The sequence below is a fragment of the Pseudomonas sp. MT92 genome (assembly GCF_058792515.1).
In genome coordinates this window covers 55,830-71,713 of sequence record NZ_JBXAFA010000017.1, presented here as the reverse complement: position 1 = coordinate 71,713, position 15,884 = coordinate 55,830, and the positions used below count along the sequence as shown (strand labels likewise).

At 52.7% G+C, this 15,884-nt stretch carries 14 protein-coding genes; 6 read left to right on the top strand and 8 right to left on the bottom strand.

Annotated elements, in window-relative coordinates:
- The first annotated feature begins 31 nt into the window (after positions 1–31).
- Positions 32–1,129, top strand: a complete 1,098-nt coding sequence (locus AC1Q6D_RS27305) for an HNH endonuclease (RefSeq protein ID WP_103405958.1) — start codon at positions 32–34, stop codon at positions 1,127–1,129.
- A gap of 199 nt (positions 1,130–1,328) precedes the next feature.
- Here the strand turns inward: AC1Q6D_RS27305 and AC1Q6D_RS27300 are convergent, their stop codons facing one another.
- From AC1Q6D_RS27300 to AC1Q6D_RS27280, 5 genes are all read right to left on the bottom strand, one after another.
- On the bottom strand, positions 1,329–1,862 hold the full coding sequence (locus AC1Q6D_RS27300; RefSeq protein WP_103405924.1) for a BRO-N domain-containing protein: 534 nt from the start codon (positions 1,860–1,862) through the stop codon (positions 1,329–1,331).
- A gap of 585 nt (positions 1,863–2,447) precedes the next feature.
- Positions 2,448–4,394 (bottom strand): TniQ family protein, encoded by a 1,947-nt coding sequence (locus AC1Q6D_RS27295; RefSeq protein WP_158249412.1) that lies wholly within the window; start codon positions 4,392–4,394, stop codon positions 2,448–2,450.
- Positions 4,391–5,335 (bottom strand): TniB family NTP-binding protein, encoded by a 945-nt coding sequence (locus AC1Q6D_RS27290; RefSeq protein ID WP_158249413.1) that lies wholly within the window; start codon positions 5,333–5,335, stop codon positions 4,391–4,393. Before AC1Q6D_RS27290 ends, AC1Q6D_RS27295 begins: the two co-directional genes overlap by 4 nt.
- Positions 5,335–7,260, bottom strand: coding sequence for a TnsB C-terminal domain-containing protein (locus AC1Q6D_RS27285; protein ID WP_178083155.1), 1,926 nt, complete (start codon positions 7,258–7,260; stop codon positions 5,335–5,337). Before AC1Q6D_RS27285 ends, AC1Q6D_RS27290 begins: the two co-directional genes overlap by 1 nt.
- 3 nt (positions 7,261–7,263) lie before the next feature.
- Positions 7,264–7,914, bottom strand: a complete 651-nt coding sequence (locus AC1Q6D_RS27280; protein ID WP_103405927.1) for a TnsA endonuclease N-terminal domain-containing protein — start codon at positions 7,912–7,914, stop codon at positions 7,264–7,266.
- 976 nt (positions 7,915–8,890) lie between these two features.
- Between AC1Q6D_RS27280 and AC1Q6D_RS27275 the strand changes: the two genes are divergently transcribed.
- Positions 8,891–9,229, top strand: a complete 339-nt coding sequence (locus AC1Q6D_RS27275) for a hypothetical protein (protein ID WP_103405928.1) — start codon at positions 8,891–8,893, stop codon at positions 9,227–9,229.
- A 169-nt stretch (positions 9,230–9,398) separates the two neighbouring features.
- Positions 9,399–10,013, top strand: a complete 615-nt coding sequence (locus tag AC1Q6D_RS27270; RefSeq protein WP_103405929.1) for an MbcA/ParS/Xre antitoxin family protein — start codon at positions 9,399–9,401, stop codon at positions 10,011–10,013.
- A 157-nt stretch (positions 10,014–10,170) separates the two neighbouring features.
- Here the strand turns inward: AC1Q6D_RS27270 and AC1Q6D_RS27265 are convergent, their stop codons facing one another.
- Together AC1Q6D_RS27265 and AC1Q6D_RS27260 are read right to left on the bottom strand one after the other, a co-directional pair.
- A complete protein-coding gene (locus AC1Q6D_RS27265) occupies positions 10,171–10,380 on the bottom strand; it encodes a hypothetical protein (RefSeq protein ID WP_008034853.1) in 210 nt (69 codons plus the stop codon).
- 95 nt (positions 10,381–10,475) lie between these two features.
- Entirely contained in the window at positions 10,476–10,826 is a 351-nt protein-coding gene (locus AC1Q6D_RS27260) for a hypothetical protein (protein ID WP_103405930.1), read from the bottom strand.
- Positions 10,827–10,941: 115 nt separating this feature from the next.
- On the opposite strand from AC1Q6D_RS27260, the gene AC1Q6D_RS27255 reads away from it, so the two are divergent.
- From AC1Q6D_RS27255 to AC1Q6D_RS27245, 3 genes are read left to right on the top strand one after another with little or no spacing between them, the layout of a single operon-like run.
- On the top strand, positions 10,942–12,507 hold the full coding sequence (locus AC1Q6D_RS27255; RefSeq protein WP_103405931.1) for a recombinase family protein: 1,566 nt from the start codon (positions 10,942–10,944) through the stop codon (positions 12,505–12,507).
- Positions 12,504–13,418: a ParB/RepB/Spo0J family partition protein gene (locus tag AC1Q6D_RS27250; RefSeq protein ID WP_103405932.1), complete on the top strand. Its 915-nt coding sequence runs from the start codon at positions 12,504–12,506 to the stop codon at positions 13,416–13,418. Before AC1Q6D_RS27255 ends, AC1Q6D_RS27250 begins: the two co-directional genes overlap by 4 nt.
- A gap of 2 nt (positions 13,419–13,420) precedes the next feature.
- Entirely contained in the window at positions 13,421–14,326 is a 906-nt protein-coding gene (locus AC1Q6D_RS27245) for a plasmid partitioning protein RepB C-terminal domain-containing protein (RefSeq protein WP_103405933.1), read from the top strand.
- Positions 14,327–14,613: 287 nt separating this feature from the next.
- Here the strand turns inward: AC1Q6D_RS27245 and AC1Q6D_RS27240 are convergent, their stop codons facing one another.
- Positions 14,614–15,741 carry a hypothetical protein gene (locus AC1Q6D_RS27240; protein WP_103405934.1) on the bottom strand — a complete coding sequence of 376 codons (1,128 nt, stop codon included), beginning with the start codon at positions 15,739–15,741 and terminating at the stop codon, positions 14,614–14,616.
- Positions 15,742–15,884: the final 143 nt, after the last annotated feature.

Sequence of the window (15,884 nt, the reverse complement as noted above, 5' to 3'; positions counted from 1 at the left end):
TACAGCCATTGTCGAAATAGGGAAGCGCCCCGTGGTGATCAAAGCGGTATCGAAGGAACGAATAGACAAAGCGTTGGTGGAGTTTGATCGTAAATTTCGGAGTAAACGCGAGTGGCAGGGCTGGGAAAATAACCTAGCTCACCGCTATGCCATTCATGTGGGCGGTGAACTGTATCCGGCAAAGAAAATAGTCTCCTTGGCTACTGGCATTGCCGTTGGAGAGTTTTCCGGTGGGCACCCAACCAACCGTTACCTAGAAAAACGAGGCTTCACTATTGTGGAGTTACCGCGTGGGGAGGGCGAGCCTGTATTGCAGTTCAAGCCGGGCTCTGTTTACGACCGAAAAACTGAGATTAATGGACCGTTCGGTGGGAGCCTGCAAAACGGTATTGCAACGTCCGCCACTTACCCTGTGATTTTTTTGTTCACGGGCGATAGCGGTGAGCAATACGGATATGCCGATCATTGGGAAGACGGCGCCTTCTTTTATACCGGTCAAGGACAACGCGGGCCGATGACTTTGACTCGAGGCAACCGTGCCATTGCTGAGCATGCTGTTGATGGCCGGGCGCTGCACTTGTTTAAGTCCTGCGGTAAAGGTAACGGCTACGCATACGTGGGCGAGTTTTCTTGCGCCGACATGTTTGAGCGGACCCAGCCGGATGTGAGCGGCCATGATCGGACGGCGATTGTTTTTCGGTTAGTCCCTGTGGGTATTCCAGGTGAAGTTATTGAAGCTGAAGGACAGGATGAAGATGAGGCTGACCTTTCTGGTTCGCTGGCTGCTGCGCGGTTGGCTGCACTGGCTGCATGTAAGCCTAGCAGCGATGATTTAGGGCAATCCGCTCCGCGTAAGATCTATCAGCGCAGCCGAAAGGTTTCGCACTATGTGTTGATGCGCGCCAAGGGTGAATGTGAGAGCTGTGAGAAGCCAGCTCCTTTTATGAAAAAGGATGGCTCCCCCTACTTGGAGCCGCATCACGTTAACCGGCTCTCAGATGGTGGGTTAGACCACCCGCGGTACGTTGGAGCTGTTTGTCCAAGTTGCCATCGGGAAATTCATTCTGGAGCACACGGCGCGTTACTGAACGAGAGGCTTAAGCAGCGATTAGAAGCAATTGAACGCTGATTAAGCTGCGTGCGAAGGCAGCGTGGCCGGTCCTACCTTTATCTAAGAGGTTCTCCAGTAGCCGTCCTTTTCTCTTCGCTCATAAGATCGCCGAGGGTTGAAAACCCTCGGAAGATACTGAGTGACCACTACGGCTGCCTACGAAAATTCCTACAGAGAATAGCGATGAATCTCGCGATCGTTCCTACAAGCACGCCACCTAACTCATCGAATGCTTCGACGACTGAAACACCTGAGTTACCTTCCGCCACCAAGGCTTAGCCACCGCTTCGCGCCGCTGCGTTTGATCATTCAACAGATACGGCATGTCCCGAAGTCGAATCCAACCTTCATCCCGCCAATGCAGCAAACTCAACGACATTTCCGGCCAATCCAACAAGCTCAACATCGGTCGATCCGAATTTTCAGATTGTTCCGCATCGCGCAAGGCCGGCACTACCTGATGGGTTAACCACTCACGCAACAATCGATTTCCAGGAACGTAGTGATACACCAACAGCGCATAGACACCGGACTCGCTGAGCATCAGCTGCTTTTCCGGCTGCCGGAAATACTCAATCCACAAAATGCGGCGCTGATCTTTGTCTAGTTTGCTGACCATACGATCACTCAGATGGACACCCATCAAGCGGCCGATATCGCGGGTGCAGAACCATGGTTGGTTTTCAAGGAGGAGGGCGTGGAGGTGGAGGTTGTGGCGGATGAAGATCGTCGGCCTATAAGGATCGCGCATGACCGATCGGTGTGGAGTTTCTGTAGGCATATCCCTTACCTCTACGTTGAAGTTGAAGAGGGCCAGAGCCCGACGTAGAGGATCTAAGAAATCCCAACAAGCCGTTCTCCCGCACACAGAGACGCGCATAAATAGCTGATATCAGCATGCGTTCTATGAGGAGGTTGGCTTCTACGTTGGGCGTTTCTTAGGCACCTGCGACTAAGCTTAGAGACGCTGTTAACGGCATTCAATACGGATGCAGCTGGAAGTCCTGTGGGAGGTTTAGCAGCTACTAAGAGTATGAGTAAGAGATTTCCTACTCCAAAAAAAGCCCCGATTTGATCGATGATCAGAACGGGGCTTTGATTTTCGATTTTCCGATTTACATCTTCAAATCACGGCAGCCTGCGCTCAAAATCATTGGTCTATGAAACGGAGTGCCCGGAATTCAAGGCTTGTAGAGCCGGTTTTCACTTGGGGTGAAATTCTTTTTTCATGATTTCGCGAATTTATAAAAAATTTTCGCACTGGCTCATGAAATTGCTTTTTTCTGATTTTTAAGGGATTCCCGGGAGCAGGACGTTACGGGGTCTTACAGAGAGATTATTTTATTTCGTTGATATCGTGTCGACGTAGTAGACGAACGGTAGAAACGTAGCCGATCTCGCTTGGACGAACAGGGCTAAGTTTTTTCAGCCTAACAAGGTTGGCTGTATGGCCAATTGAGGTGCTAAGAATTTCATCCGCTTCGCAGAAACTTATGAATAGATCTCGGTGCTCTTGCACTCGATGGATATGCTCTGTGGACACTAGGGTTTTGCTCCCTATGCGGATGTGCTCCAGAAAGCCGCTTTGGATGTATCGTCTGGAAAATGTCTGAGGGGACATGCCGAACTGGGCTGAAAAGCGCTTGAGCGTGGTCATTTTCTCAAGCATCGCTTTGGCAGTTGCCACCGAGCTATTGGTGAAATGACGCCCCGCTTTTTGATTGTTTGCCCGGGTTATAAGGCCTTGTCGTTCGAGATGCTTCAAGTCGTGCAGTACAACCCCAAGAACGCGCGCTGTATCGGTGCTCGATGTAGAATCCTCTTCGGTGAATCTGGCTGAGCCAACAGGTTTTCTTCCGGCGTTTGATTTGTAGTGGGCAATGTTCTGTAGTGAGGATTGGATCTCGTTGTCGATGTCTTTGCGGCGATAGACGGTTATCAGGCCTCCATCAAGATTGGGACCAGAAATGGGAGTCACCCCTAGGTGGAGGAGTTTGGCTGAAAGGGTCGTTCTGGGAAGCCCAAGTTCCGTAGCAAGCTGACCTACGAACACGAAATTTTCTGAGAAGTGATCTACCGTAGCCACCTGGAGCAATACCCTCCCGTGCGCGCCTTTCATGGCACCTATTTGCATGAAACCCCGCAAGTAGGCACTACGAACTGCATCCGGGTATACGCCCAATCGGATAGCAGCCTCTTCGATGGTGAGATATATCCTGCAATCTTGAGTTGAAGGGGGCGAGGTGTAAGGTTGCTCCGCTGGCAGGATAAGCCCAGCTGCTTGCTCAAGCAGTATGCATAGCTTCTTGGCAGAGTACTTCCAGCGAGTATCATCGCCTTTTTCGCGTTGAACCAAATCACGAGTGAGATATGAGCGGAGCTTGGTCGGTGAAACTTTCAGCGCATGAATCATTTCGTCCTGATAAAGCTGAAGCGCCGAGCAATTACACGTTTCTTTAGCTTCTGCCATATCGACTTTGGACTGGAGCATGCGTTGCACTTGGCTTTTGATCCATGAGTCGTCGGAGGTCATCCAAGGCGCGAGTAGTGGCCTCAGCGTAAGGCACGGGTATATCAGCTTGGAAGCCTCCATCAATTCCTCGAATATCTCCGTGTCGCAATCGGCGACACGAGCAGCAGCTACTTGGATTTTCTGAGCTTGCTCGGGGTGCTTGGTATACCGGAGTGCTTTCAGCGCAAAAATGAATCGATCCAATGCAGGCTGATTTTTTGTTCTGAAGATTTTCAGCAGCCGATGAGAGCCGTCCGAGTGCATGTAGGTTTTCGGGGCGTTGCGGAGATCAAATCCGCATTGGCAATAGGGACCTGAAAGCTGGGTCCAGCGGATTGCTCGACAGCATTGAGGGCAGGCCGACTCTAGTTTGCAATCGTGGTATGGGCAACTTTGTGGCCAATTGAGGTCAAGTATCGACGGGTGAGTACCTGCTTTGATGCAATCGGGACAAAAGCTGTACGCATCCGGCCGGATATTAGCCAAGGGCACGCTCAATCCCATGACCTCCACCGGGCTCTCGCTGGTGCGCCCGAGCTGCGTGTAGAAGCTCGCGTAAAACTGTTTGCCATTGAGATGTTCATGGCTGGCCAGTTGGCTAACGAGTTTCGAGTGCTTCATTTGCCAGGCAATCGGTTGTAGCGACTCTTTTGCCCCAAAGGCTCTAGCCATGACCGAAACCGATCCAAATCCATTCGCGTGGGCTGTACGGATCAATACGCTTCGGGGGCTTTCTTCATGACAGGCATGCGCAAGGTGGAAAATATTCACTTGCCTTTTCTCCCAGAGATCAACTTGTTGAGGGAGTCGTCTGTCAAGCGGAAGGCGTTGTCTCGGCACTGGGCGGTAGGGATCACAGATAGTTCAGTGGCGCCGATCAGATCATTAATCCCGAAACTTCCGTCGTTGCGAAGGAGCGCAAGTCTGAAAGCATCGTTAAGGATCTGGCGGATGCCGTTCATATTCCCTCCGGTCGCTAGATACATTGCCTTGAGCGGCTGGTCTGCGCTCAAGTTGATGGACTTATCGAATTCTCCAATTTTCTTGATGGCCGCACCGAACGCTCGCAATGTTTTGCTGAATGCGGACGAGGGGTTGAGTGCGGAGTATGTGAAGTGGTGCATCTTGTGCCGATAGGGGTATCTCCGGGATAGCTGGGGGTGTGCATTGATGATTTCTTCACAGCTGGGAATGCCGACAATCGCAACCGGTACCAGTGTCTCGTTCAGGAGGGTTCTCACCCAATCGCATACTTGCTCGCGAGATTTCTCCGCTCCTTTGCGGAGCAGGTTGTCAAATTCATCTAGAACGATGAGTTTGGTCTGGCACGTTTGAAGGAGAGTGACCAAGCGCTTGAAAAGGGTCGAGCTGTTTCCGGTTACATTGTTGGATCCCAACTCCTGCAACATTGATGTCGTGAGGCTTTTGATTGTCGCTCCAGCTTGAAGAGAGCAGTAAAAGGCCGGAACGATCTCGGTGGTACCTGCATCCGTAGTAACGATTCTCCTCTCCCCAAAATGGCTCAAGGCGATCTTACAGACCGTAGATTTCCCTGTGCCCGGCTCTCCGGTCAGAAGTGCAGAGGCGGGCTCTCCTCTGGTCATCGTGGCGTTGATGCTGCGAGAGATGCAATCCATTGCATCGGCATACTCAGGGTGGCTTACGACAAATTGTGCAAACTGGATAAGTTTGTCTTTGATTTCGTCGTTCATCATTGTTTCCTAGGCAGTTGAAAAGTTTCGTAGTCGTCGGCATCGTCATCGGGCGTGTCGTCAATAAGTTCAAAATCGACTTCCTCAGATAGTTGAATGTCTTCGTCGATGTACTGCGTATCGACCGTCATGTCGCTAGGTGGGCTGATGTACTGGCTTTCTTCGTTACGAGTGCCGCGTAGGTGAGCGCGTTTACGCCGGACATTGTTCGTCTGGTACTCGCTCAGGGACTGCAAGATCCGGCGCAACGCCTGCCGGGCTTCTTCTCCGGTGAAAAGCTTTCCCTCCTCCTTCAATTTTTGTTGAACCAGTTCGTGTTCATGCATGGACAGTCCGTATTGGTAGTCATGCACTCCATCTGCCTGATAGAACGCTTCTCCATTAGGCTCACGAACATAGACGGTTCCAAGGTCAGTACGGTCGTATAGGACTTCGGCCTTCTGACCGTCCTTCAACTTACTTTGGATATGGGATAGACCAGGACCGCTCCAGGCCAAATTTTTGTACCGAACACGACCGCGATTGATGGTGCAAAAATGAGTCGCCATGCAAATAAAGCGGGTGGCTTCAGGAGTGAAGACTTTAGGAGGATTCATTTTGTCCAGGTTCCGCTCCCACAATACGTTTGCAGGCAGATGGCGATGGCCGTGGGCAGTTTTGTTGTAGTAGTTTTGCATCCAGTCTTCGACGATGTGGCGCAATTCGTCCAGCGTCATTACGGCCTCGCCTTCAGAGTCGTAATCACCTCGCATCATCGGATTTGACTTCGTCGTTCCGTCCAAAAAATGAATGAGCTGTAGGTTGAACGTGCGGAAAAATGCTTCGATATGTGGTTTCTGGTTCGGCTGACCTTTAGAGCAAAAACGAACTGTGAAACCTAGGCGGTTGGCTACCGCGAGCAATGACGCGTTATAGAACTCAGGACCGTTATCCACGACCAGTTCTTCCATGAGCCCAGCCGGGGTGCCGTCGGCGCGTTCAGTCAGCGTATGACGCAGGGCGCTGGCCGTCTTTTCGAAACATGGCGGAGTAAACGAGAGGCTCCAGCCAATAACCGAACTGGTAAGCACCTCCAACAAAACGGTGAGGTAGGGACGGCCGAGATAGTGACCGTTTTCCCCAACCAGTTGGACGTCGACCTCCTGAGTATCCGATTCGACCCGTGACAACAACCTGTCAGGGCAATGGATTCCTTTGCCGAATCCATGTTTTTTATCGGCGGCTTTTCGACCAAGCCGGGCGACGTCCACGGTGTAGCTGGGCAGTACCTTCAACGCGCGGTAGAAGGTAGACGCAGAGGGGATATCCAGTTTGAGATCGGATTGGCGATTCAGTTCTTCGAGGTGAGCCACGAACAATTTGTAGATCAGAATTCCCGGCGGTTGTGTGGCCTTCAAGTAGTGATTGCGAATGTAGTCCTGCATCACGTCCAGGGATTCTTGGCACAAACGCTTGGGGCGCAGCTGCTTTCCTGACGGTGCGTCCATCAAGGCCAGTATGTTTTGGCCGTTATCCAGAAAGCGTTTTTTGAGTTGGTACAACTTCGTGTATTTAGGTGGGTTCGAATCACCCCGCTCAACTGCCATCTTTTGCACCTCTTCCAAGGTTTTTTTCCTAGGAAGTGCACCGTGGAACATCTCAAGAAGCTTGCGGAGGTAGTAAACAGTATTGTCGAGCTTGAGTAGTTTGGAAGCATCTAGCCTCACGAGTTGCAGCGCCTTTTTTTCGTCCATCAGTGCGCTGCTGACGGGGACGAGGAGTCCCTGGCGAAGTAGTTGGTCAACCTCTGTCTCTGGCAGGTGGATGACACCTTTGTGATTGACTCCGCGCATGAGAATACGGCCATGGTCGCGGTCGATGGCTTCGACCAGATCCCCGTTAAGGTGGTAGCGTGCACCGGCCAGTACTTCGTGTTTAGTCAGCATGATTTATCCCCAGAAAACTTGGCTGCTGGTAGAAATTGGTTTGGTCCAATCACAACGCAATTCCAACTCGAAAATCGCCGCAGACAGCGAGGCTGGAGAGGGTGGTGAGGGCAATGCCAGAATGTCGCCAATTCTCATGGGGGCTTTCAGAGTACTGAGCAGATCGCGCAAATAGGCCCGCTCAAGTGGAGCGGCTCCACGTGCTTGGGAGTAGGTCTTGATCAGGTTGTTGAGCCGGGGCTGTTGGCGGATCTTGCTCTCGGTTAGTAGCTGGAAGCCGTCGCCGCGTTTTTCGAGAAATTTTCGCGCTGCGCGATACAGGGCGAGGTATTTGGGCTTACGGAATACGTTATCTGGCTTGATTTCAACGAATTTAATCGAGCCGTCCGCATAGCGAACCTCAAAATCTGGTACATAAGTGCGGGGCTTTTTCTCAACGACTAGCGTTAGCCGCTCGGGCTGCTCTCGATAGCTAACAACATTTTCGTCATGCTCCCAAAGGAAACATGCATCAGCCTCAAGTCGTACTTCACAGACTATTAGCACGCCATTTTTCCGAGATGGGAAGAATGTAGTCTGTTTGCCATACTGGCTGCGCTTAATGTTTCTTATGGGCGGATTGGTGCCGCCGCCATGATTTCGGAGTTTTTTCATGATGTATGCTCGTTTAGAGTCAGTCAGAGATTGGTGGCCAAAATTTGGCTTGTCAAATAGGGTGCTGGCTTAATCGGCATAACATCGTGGTGATTCCCCAGGTTTGGATGTTTTCTATATTGACAATTTCGGTGCGGGCGTAAGTTTGTCAATGGTTTGCACGTAATCTTTATTAGTTATTATATGTGGAATGCCAAGCTTTTAATCCGATGAGTGGGCGCGAAAAAGTCCTCAGCACAAGCGTGCTGTCCGGAAATTAAAAGTTATGGGTAATAGAGAGTTGCCCGGCAACAGCCGAATATCCCTATAGGAAAATCAGGGGCGGTGTAATAACGAGGGGGGGATAAGGAAAGATTGCTGCATGGGTGTCTCCGCATTAATGGCCTTTTGACCTAATGCCTCCAGACTATAACAATCTTCTTTTTAAAAGTCAATAGCTATGTCGCTAGGGGCCTCCGAATAAGTCTGATTTTCCGTCGAGGAGTCTGCTGGATCCCGCGTCTTTACAGGGTTTCTCAGCTAAAAATGACTTTTCTGGAGGATCCCTATTAAAGCGTTTTCAGTGGAGTGAATGCCTGTAAAAGCTTCATCATGCTCACCACGGAGAGATTAGAGAGGGGCTTTCTACCCTCATAGCGTAAGGATACTTCCGTTGTGGGGCAAATGCAGTTGCCATCCCCCTTGGTGTGAATATCTACGCTTTCGCTCGTTAGTGACACGACAGAGAATCAAACCACTTGTGTAATTTTTCTATATTTAAGGGGTTGACAAGAAGTTCTGATCGGCTAGTTTGGTCTCATGGATCTGGAGAACTAAGTTTGCGACAAGCTTTCTGAGAGCGGCCATGACTACATTTAAGTAACTACGTTGTCGACGTTGTAAGCTCATTGAATGCGTAATTCGCCGTTGTTTACAAGAAGCGACGAAATTTCACTGCTGGGCGGTTTTCAAAGTTGCGGCTGCGCGGGGAAGAGAAATGGTCAGTTCCTATAAGGCGATTTTGCTTGTCAAGGCGATGTTGGAGGACTATCCCGACTATGTGATTACCGGGTATTTGATGGATGTCTACATCAACAGCTATTGCGCGAGCGGGCACATTTACAAGAGCGCTAGCTATCGCAATGGTGCGCTGATCCTCTCCGAGGAGATCCGCAAGGTCGTCGAATTCGAGCACCGCTATCTAATCGAAACAGTTGATGGTGAGCGATTTCTGCTTGTGAATTTTCATTCGTGTGGAGGGCGTCAGTCGCTGAAGTTCTTGTTGGAGATATTTACCAGTGGCGGCTTGGCTGGGTCACGGTATTGCATGCAGTGACAGCGTGCAGTCGAATTGGACGCCCCCTACAGTGAACGGCCGTACGTGATCGAGACCTTGCACCAGGGACGTAGTGAAGCAGCGTTCGATTCGTTTTTGTATCTGCACGGCAATCGGATCTACACCGAGTCGAACCGCTATCAGCGATCAATCAGGAGCTAACGTAGCTATGCATCAAGAACTCGACGCCCTGCTGTGTACGCGCTATCCCGCCATTTTTTTGGATGAGGAGGCGAATGGTCCGAAACTGTTCGGCTTCGAATGTGGGGATGGCTGGTTCACACTTATTGATGCAGCGTGCCAACTGATTCAGCGCCACGTCGACGCCACGGATGCTCGGCAGCCTATGGCTTCGCAAGTAAAGGAAAAATTTGGCGGGCTCCGTTTCTACTGCCGAAGAAGCAATGACTACACTGGTGCTGTGGTAGACCTTGTCGAATCGCTGTCGTCACATGTATGCGAGGTATGTGGGGCACTTGGCAAAACGGTTTCACTTTTCGGTTGGGTGCACACGCGCTGCGACTTGCACGAGAGCACTACCGTTTATGAGGAGTCAGCAATGCGAGCGGTCCGGGACAGCCTCATGCTTACTCCTCCGATGGCGGAGCTGCTTGGCACCTGCTTGGCGTTTTTCGAACACGATGGTCAAGCCGCTGCTCGTTGGTTGACTCAACCTGCGTTGGTGCTGGGGCGCGTCGTTCCATTGGCGTTGGCAGGATCAGAGGATGGCCAGCGCCAGGTGCTGACTCTAATAGGGCGTCTTGAACACGGCATCACTCCATGAGGTGCGAAATCGAAGCGTTCATGACCTCATATTTACAAGCGAGCTAGCCATTCATTTGCGTTGGAGTGGGTTACCGATTGTACAAAACTTGACCGACAGGAAGTCAAATCTGAGAGGTTGATATCGATCCAAAGTCGTTGGTGGTGTACGAGTGCAATCACTCTGGCGTCATCATCACAGCAAGCGTCATCTTGATGAACTCCTCGTTACGATCGATTGCAGTCAACGCGCCGCGCACATTCTCCGCGACATCGCCTGATCCTCGCTGCTCAACCCAATTTGTGAGTTCCAAAATCGCTGCTTCCAGGGCGAGTTGGTTTTCATTGAGCTTTAAAAGCAGTGAAGGGAGCAGGTCTGAGTGTGGCATGGCGGTTCCTCCTTGGAGTACAGATGTATGACATCCCTGGAAGATTAGTCGAACCGCCGAGCAACGGAGCCCAAAGCAAAACCACGTCAATCCGGCTACGGTTCGTTCACAGCGGACAAACAAGAGTCGATGGCATTCACCGCCCGCATTAGATCACTTCTCAATGACGGAAGCGTTGTGCGCATCACATCGCTGTTACGCTCCGCCATTTTTAAGAAGCTAGCCAAGGCGGCATCCGAGTGCTGAAGAAGACGGGCGAGATGCTCACCTCGGGGGCCACACGTTCCTTTTAACCAGTTTTTCGCAGTCCGCTCGTTTGCGTTTGTCCATCTCATCAGTGTCTTAACGGCTTGATGAGTCGACCCCAACTCACCTTGTAATGCTACCGCCAACCCCGACGCATACTCTTGTCTGTTCGGAAAAGTTTTGCCCTTTTTAGGAAACATTTTTCCCCCTGTGATCCTCTATGGTTGAAAGACACACCGCTTGCTTGGGTAGCAGCAGAACGGGTACGCCCAAACGGCGCACGTCCAGTGTGGATGCACGCAGGGGCTATTGCGTATGCACAATCGTAAAAGTGCTCACTCAGAAAACTCACGCCAAGACCCAGGTTTGGCAGCGGCATATGTCCGGATGTCCACAGAACATCAGCAGTACTCAACTGAAAACCAACTAGAAACCATCAAGCTTTACGCAGCGGCGCATTCCCTCGAAATCGTCAGAATTTATACCGACGCAGGCAAGAGTGGCCTTCGTCTGGAGGGACGTGATGCGTTGATTCAACTGTTCAGCGATGTTGAGAGCGGAACACTCGGTTTTTCGACCATTCTCGTCTACGACGTCAGCCGCTGGGGGCGCTTTCAAGATCCGGATTTAGCGGCCAGCTTCGAGGTCCGTTGCCGACAGGCAGGTGTCTCGGTTCATTACTGCGCAGAGCAATTTTCCAATGACGGCTCTCCCGTTTCTAACATCGTCAAAAGCCTGAAACGAATGATGGCTGGCGAGTACAGTCGGGAGCTGTCCGTCAAAGTCTTTGCTGGGCAATCCCGACTTATTCAATTGGGGTTTCGGCAGGGTGGGATGGCCGGCTACGGTCTCAGGCGTCAGTTGGTAGACGCAGGTGGTAACCCCAAAGCGAAGCTGGCGATTGGCGAACACAAAAGCATCCAAACCGACCGCGTAAGGCTAGTTCCTGGCCCCCCGGAGGAGGTTGCCACCGTTCATTGGATTTACCACCGGTTTGTAGAAGCGGGTTACTCAGAGACCGAGATCGCGCAGCAACTGAACAGTCGAGGACTCCTGAATGACTTGGCCAGGCCATGGACCAAAGGCGGCGTCCATCAGGTCCTGACCAACGAGAAATACATCGGTAACAACGTTTGGAATCGGTCCTCCTTTAAACTCAAACAAGAACATGTGCGGAATGATCCAGACCAGTGGATACGCGCAGACGGCGTCTTTCCAGCTTTGGTCGACCACATACTGTTCGCCGCCGCCCAAGAGATCATCCAGTCACGCAGCTATCGCATGCCCGACGCGGAAATGCTGGAGCGACTAAAAAAATTGTATGAGAAAGCTGGGTATTTATCCGGCCTGATCATCAATGAGTCAGACGACTGCCCCTCCAGCACGGCGTATCAATATCGATTTGGCAGTCTTCTGCGCACGTATTCGCTCATCGGCTACACCCCCTCGCGGGACTACGACTACGTTGCGGCCAACCATCAACTTCGACTGATGCATCCGCTGATGCTGGCGCGAACGGTGGAGCATATTCAGCAACTTGGGGGACGAGTCGCCATCGACCCGACCAACGACCTGCTCCAAGTGAATGATGAACTGCTGATCTCTCTTGTCCTGTGTCGCTGTCAGCACAATGGTTCGGGAGCAGCTCGTTGGAAGATACGCTTTGATCTTGGCCTCTCACCGGATATCACTGTTGCCGTCCGAATGGAGCCGGGGGAAGAGATTGCTCGCGATTACTACATCCTACCGACCCTCGATGTTCAACAGCCCAACATTCGGTTAAGTGAATCAAACGCGTCCAACCTGGAAATCTATCGCTACGACAACCTCGAAGCCCTCGCGCAACTGTCTCGTCGCACTGTCGTGGGGAGAGCTGCATGAACATGCCGCAACACCCTCGAAGTCCGCATCATGTCGGCGAAGCCACGACCATCCAAATGGTCAGTCTGGATCGTATCCGCGTCCTCAATCCACGAGCGCGCAATAAACAGGCGTTCGCCAAAATGGTCGAAAACATTTCGAGCTTGGGTTTGAAGCGACCGATTACGATCACCCCCAGCAATGACCCAGAACATTTAGGATTATTCGAATTAGTCTGCGGACAAGGCCGATACGAAGCGTTTTGTGCGCTGGGTGAGCGAGAAATTCCGTGTGTGGTCATCAGCGCTCCTGAGATCGACCGGTTTCTCATCAGTCTGGTGGAGAATCTTGCCCGCCGTAAGCACTCGAACAAGGACTTGCTCTACTCCATCCAAATCTTGTCAGAGCGTGGCTACACGACCAAGCAGATCAGTGTTAAAACCGCTCTGGATCCCGCCTACATCAACGCCATCCTCCTGCTGTTACGTCAAGGAGAGGATCGGCTGATCGCCGCTGTCGAGAAAGGCTGGCTACCCATCAGTGTTGCGACCGAAGTCGCTAGATCCAGTGATACCGAAGTACAAGTGGCTATGATCAAGGCCTACGAGACCGGCGTCTTGAAAGGTGAGCAATTGATTAAGGTCAGACGCTTGATCGATAGACGCCGGTTCTTAGGGAAACACTACGGACAACAACGATTGGCAGCCGAGCAGCCGACGACACCTCAAAAACTCCTGAGCACCTATCAAACCGAAGTCAGGCGCCAGCGCGTCATGATCAAAAAGGCCGATATCAACGAACAGCGCGTATTGATCATCGTCACCGCCATGCGCCGACTACTGGCTGATGATTATTTTTGCACGCTGCTGCGCAGCGAAAACATCCCGGACATGCCGAAGTCGTTGGCTGACCGCATTCAAGGTGAGGGATAAACATGGGTCAGGTGAAACAAGGCTTTGAGCGGCAGATCATCCCGGTCCCTCTCGACCGAATTCTTCCGACCCGATCTCTGGATAAGGATATAGAGCAGACGAAAAAGTACTTAACCATCCTGACGTCCATTCGAGAGTTGGGTGTCATTGAGCCTCTCGCGGTACATCGACAACAGACCAATGCGCAGGGTGAGGCAGCCTTCGTGTTGCTCGACGGCCACTTGCGCTTGCACGCCCTAAAAGCACTGGGTGCCAGTGAGGCATTGTGCTTGTTGTCCATCGATGACGAAGGCTTCACCTACAACAGACAGATCAACCGGCTAACCCCTGTGCAAGAACACAAAATGATTCTTGCCGCCGTCCGCAGAGGCATTTCCCCAGCCCTCATCGCCACTGTATTGGGCATCAACATTGAGCGCATCCATGAGCGGCAACACTTGCTCGATGGTATTGCGCCCGAAGTGGTGGAAATGCTCAAAGTCAAAATGGTCAGCCGAGGCGTGTTCCGGACATTGAAAAAAATGAAACCCATGCGCCAAATTGAAACCGTGGAGCTGATGATTTCCGCTAACTGCTTCACTCAGAACTATGCCGACATGGTACTTGCCGCTACACGCCCAGACATGTTGATCGAAAAAAAATCAAAGCTCTCCGCCGAGGTCAGCGTTGAAGAATTGGCGAGAATGGAGCGCGAAATGGAAAAGTTGTTTCATGATTACAAGGTCGTGGAGGACACGCTGGGGGAGACGATGCTGTTTTTGGTGGTTGCCAAGGGGTATCTCGCCCGTCTCCTGCGTAATGAAACCATATCGGGCTACTTGAACCGTTGCCACGGCGAACTCCTGGTGGAGTTGACGGCGATCATGGACGCGGTCAGCTCCGACGCCAGAAAGCCTGAACGGGAGTGACCGATTCAGTCGAGTGTCGAATCGTTTTTACTGACCCTCGGGTGGACGGGGATAAACAGCCGAGATAGGCCGAAGTTAGCCGCGATCTCCTGGTCGAGGGTTGCCAGCGCGGAGTCCTCTTGGGCCTTTTCAGCGTATCTAACGTCTGATACCAAGTGTTCCAGCGACGCCTCGTCGCCGCATGCTCAACACGCCGCGCCTGTTTGCGCGGGAACGTTTGTACAAAGGCCGATGCCGCGCGAGGTTCGTTCGGCAGGGGGGGCAGGTCAGTCATGGCCCAGCTCTCCTCAAGACGGCAGCGGAGTGTCTTCATCCAGGATAGACGCGGCGCTGGGCGTGAGCGGATCCAACCAATCGGCCATACTTCGTCCCCAATGCAGCAACGACCGCTGTTCAGCATCAATGTCGTCACCCTGATGGTGTTCCAACGCCGCAAGGTACTCGCGTAGACGTGCGGCGCGCTGCCAGCGTAGCGCCTGGTCTTCCAGTCGGGCCAAGCGCTCCCGCTCCAACGCTTGCACGTGCTGGCGTTGCACATGGGCTTGTCGAACCGCCTCGCGCTCAGCGGCCTCCACCGCGTACCGCTCTTCGCGCAAAAGGACCTCGACCGCTCGGGTCACCATCAGCACGATCACGTGATTGAGCTGATCGTCGACCGAACGGGCGCTGGAGTCACTGACCTTTCCGCCGAAACCGTCGCTGACAATCACCTGCAATTTGCCCGTGGGCTGAAACTGCCACTTCGGCCAATACCCCGCCTCACCCGCGGCGGCTTCAGCCTGTTCTGTTGCGCTGGGCTGATAGTCCAGGCGATGTGTGGGCTCATAAAAGCGGACGGTTAACGCCACCCCCAAGACCGTCACTTCGACACGCTGCCGACCCGATGACAGGGTATAACCCCGTACGTCCAGGGCTTGCATCAGGGCATTGGCCACGCACAAAGTGCGCGGTAGCAACGCTGGCGAGACGGAAATATCCAAGGTGCCAGCGGTGGTTTGCGGCAATCCCCGCGCATCAATTCGGGGGCGTTGCAGCGACGCCTGGGCCGCCGCGACCACGGGGTGCCACACCGGCACCGACGTCACCACGCGGATGCGGTTTTCCGCTCGCGCCTCAAATTCAATCACCGCCGCCAACCGAGGATCGACGGCAGGAGGGGAATCCGGAGTCGCTCGGCGAGTGGGGCGTCGCAACGCGCTGGGTGAACCGGTGTACGCCGGCAAAGCGGGAACAGCCGGCACCGGTTTACCCGCCACCCGCTTGGCCCAATGCCCTTGGGCGGGGCGCGGTATGTTTAAACGGGTACACAGTTTGGCAAGACCCACATTCGACAGGCCGTAGCGGTGCGCGATCACGGTCAGGGGTTCGGCCCAGACCTCCGCCAGCAGCAGCGCGCGATCATACAGTTGCCCCATGCGCTGATCTCTCCAGTGGATGAACCTACAGCTGATTGAACCGAAATCCGATTATGCGCAGCCCGGTTCAATCCCATTTGCTCTGCTGGCGATCGACTCCACGTTTCCAATTCGTGGTGACCGTTCATTGTGCTTCCTGTACA

What these genes read in the sequence shown, in the direction of transcription:
- AC1Q6D_RS27300 (WP_103405924.1), bottom strand. Translation starts at nt 1,862, where the DNA reads ATGCGCGATCCTTATAGGCCGACGATCTTCATCCGCCACAACCTCCAC.
- AC1Q6D_RS27290 (WP_158249413.1), bottom strand. Translation starts at nt 5,335, where the DNA reads ATGAACGACGAAATCAAAGACAAACTTATCCAGTTTGCACAATTTGTC.
- AC1Q6D_RS27285 (WP_178083155.1), bottom strand. Translation starts at nt 7,260, where the DNA reads ATGCTGACTAAACACGAAGTACTGGCCGGTGCACGCTACCACCTTAAC.
- AC1Q6D_RS27280 (WP_103405927.1), bottom strand. Translation starts at nt 7,914, where the DNA reads ATGAAAAAACTCCGAAATCATGGCGGCGGCACCAATCCGCCCATAAGA.
- AC1Q6D_RS27275 (WP_103405928.1), top strand. Translation starts at nt 8,891, where the DNA reads ATGGTCAGTTCCTATAAGGCGATTTTGCTTGTCAAGGCGATGTTGGAG.
- AC1Q6D_RS27270 (WP_103405929.1), top strand. Translation starts at nt 9,399, where the DNA reads ATGCATCAAGAACTCGACGCCCTGCTGTGTACGCGCTATCCCGCCATT.
- AC1Q6D_RS27265 (WP_008034853.1), bottom strand. Translation starts at nt 10,380, where the DNA reads ATGCCACACTCAGACCTGCTCCCTTCACTGCTTTTAAAGCTCAATGAA.
- AC1Q6D_RS27260 (WP_103405930.1), bottom strand. Translation starts at nt 10,826, where the DNA reads ATGTTTCCTAAAAAGGGCAAAACTTTTCCGAACAGACAAGAGTATGCG.
- AC1Q6D_RS27255 (WP_103405931.1), top strand. Translation starts at nt 10,942, where the DNA reads ATGCACAATCGTAAAAGTGCTCACTCAGAAAACTCACGCCAAGACCCA.
- AC1Q6D_RS27250 (WP_103405932.1), top strand. Translation starts at nt 12,504, where the DNA reads ATGAACATGCCGCAACACCCTCGAAGTCCGCATCATGTCGGCGAAGCC.
- AC1Q6D_RS27245 (WP_103405933.1), top strand. Translation starts at nt 13,421, where the DNA reads ATGGGTCAGGTGAAACAAGGCTTTGAGCGGCAGATCATCCCGGTCCCT.
- AC1Q6D_RS27240 (WP_103405934.1), bottom strand. Translation starts at nt 15,741, where the DNA reads ATGGGGCAACTGTATGATCGCGCGCTGCTGCTGGCGGAGGTCTGGGCC.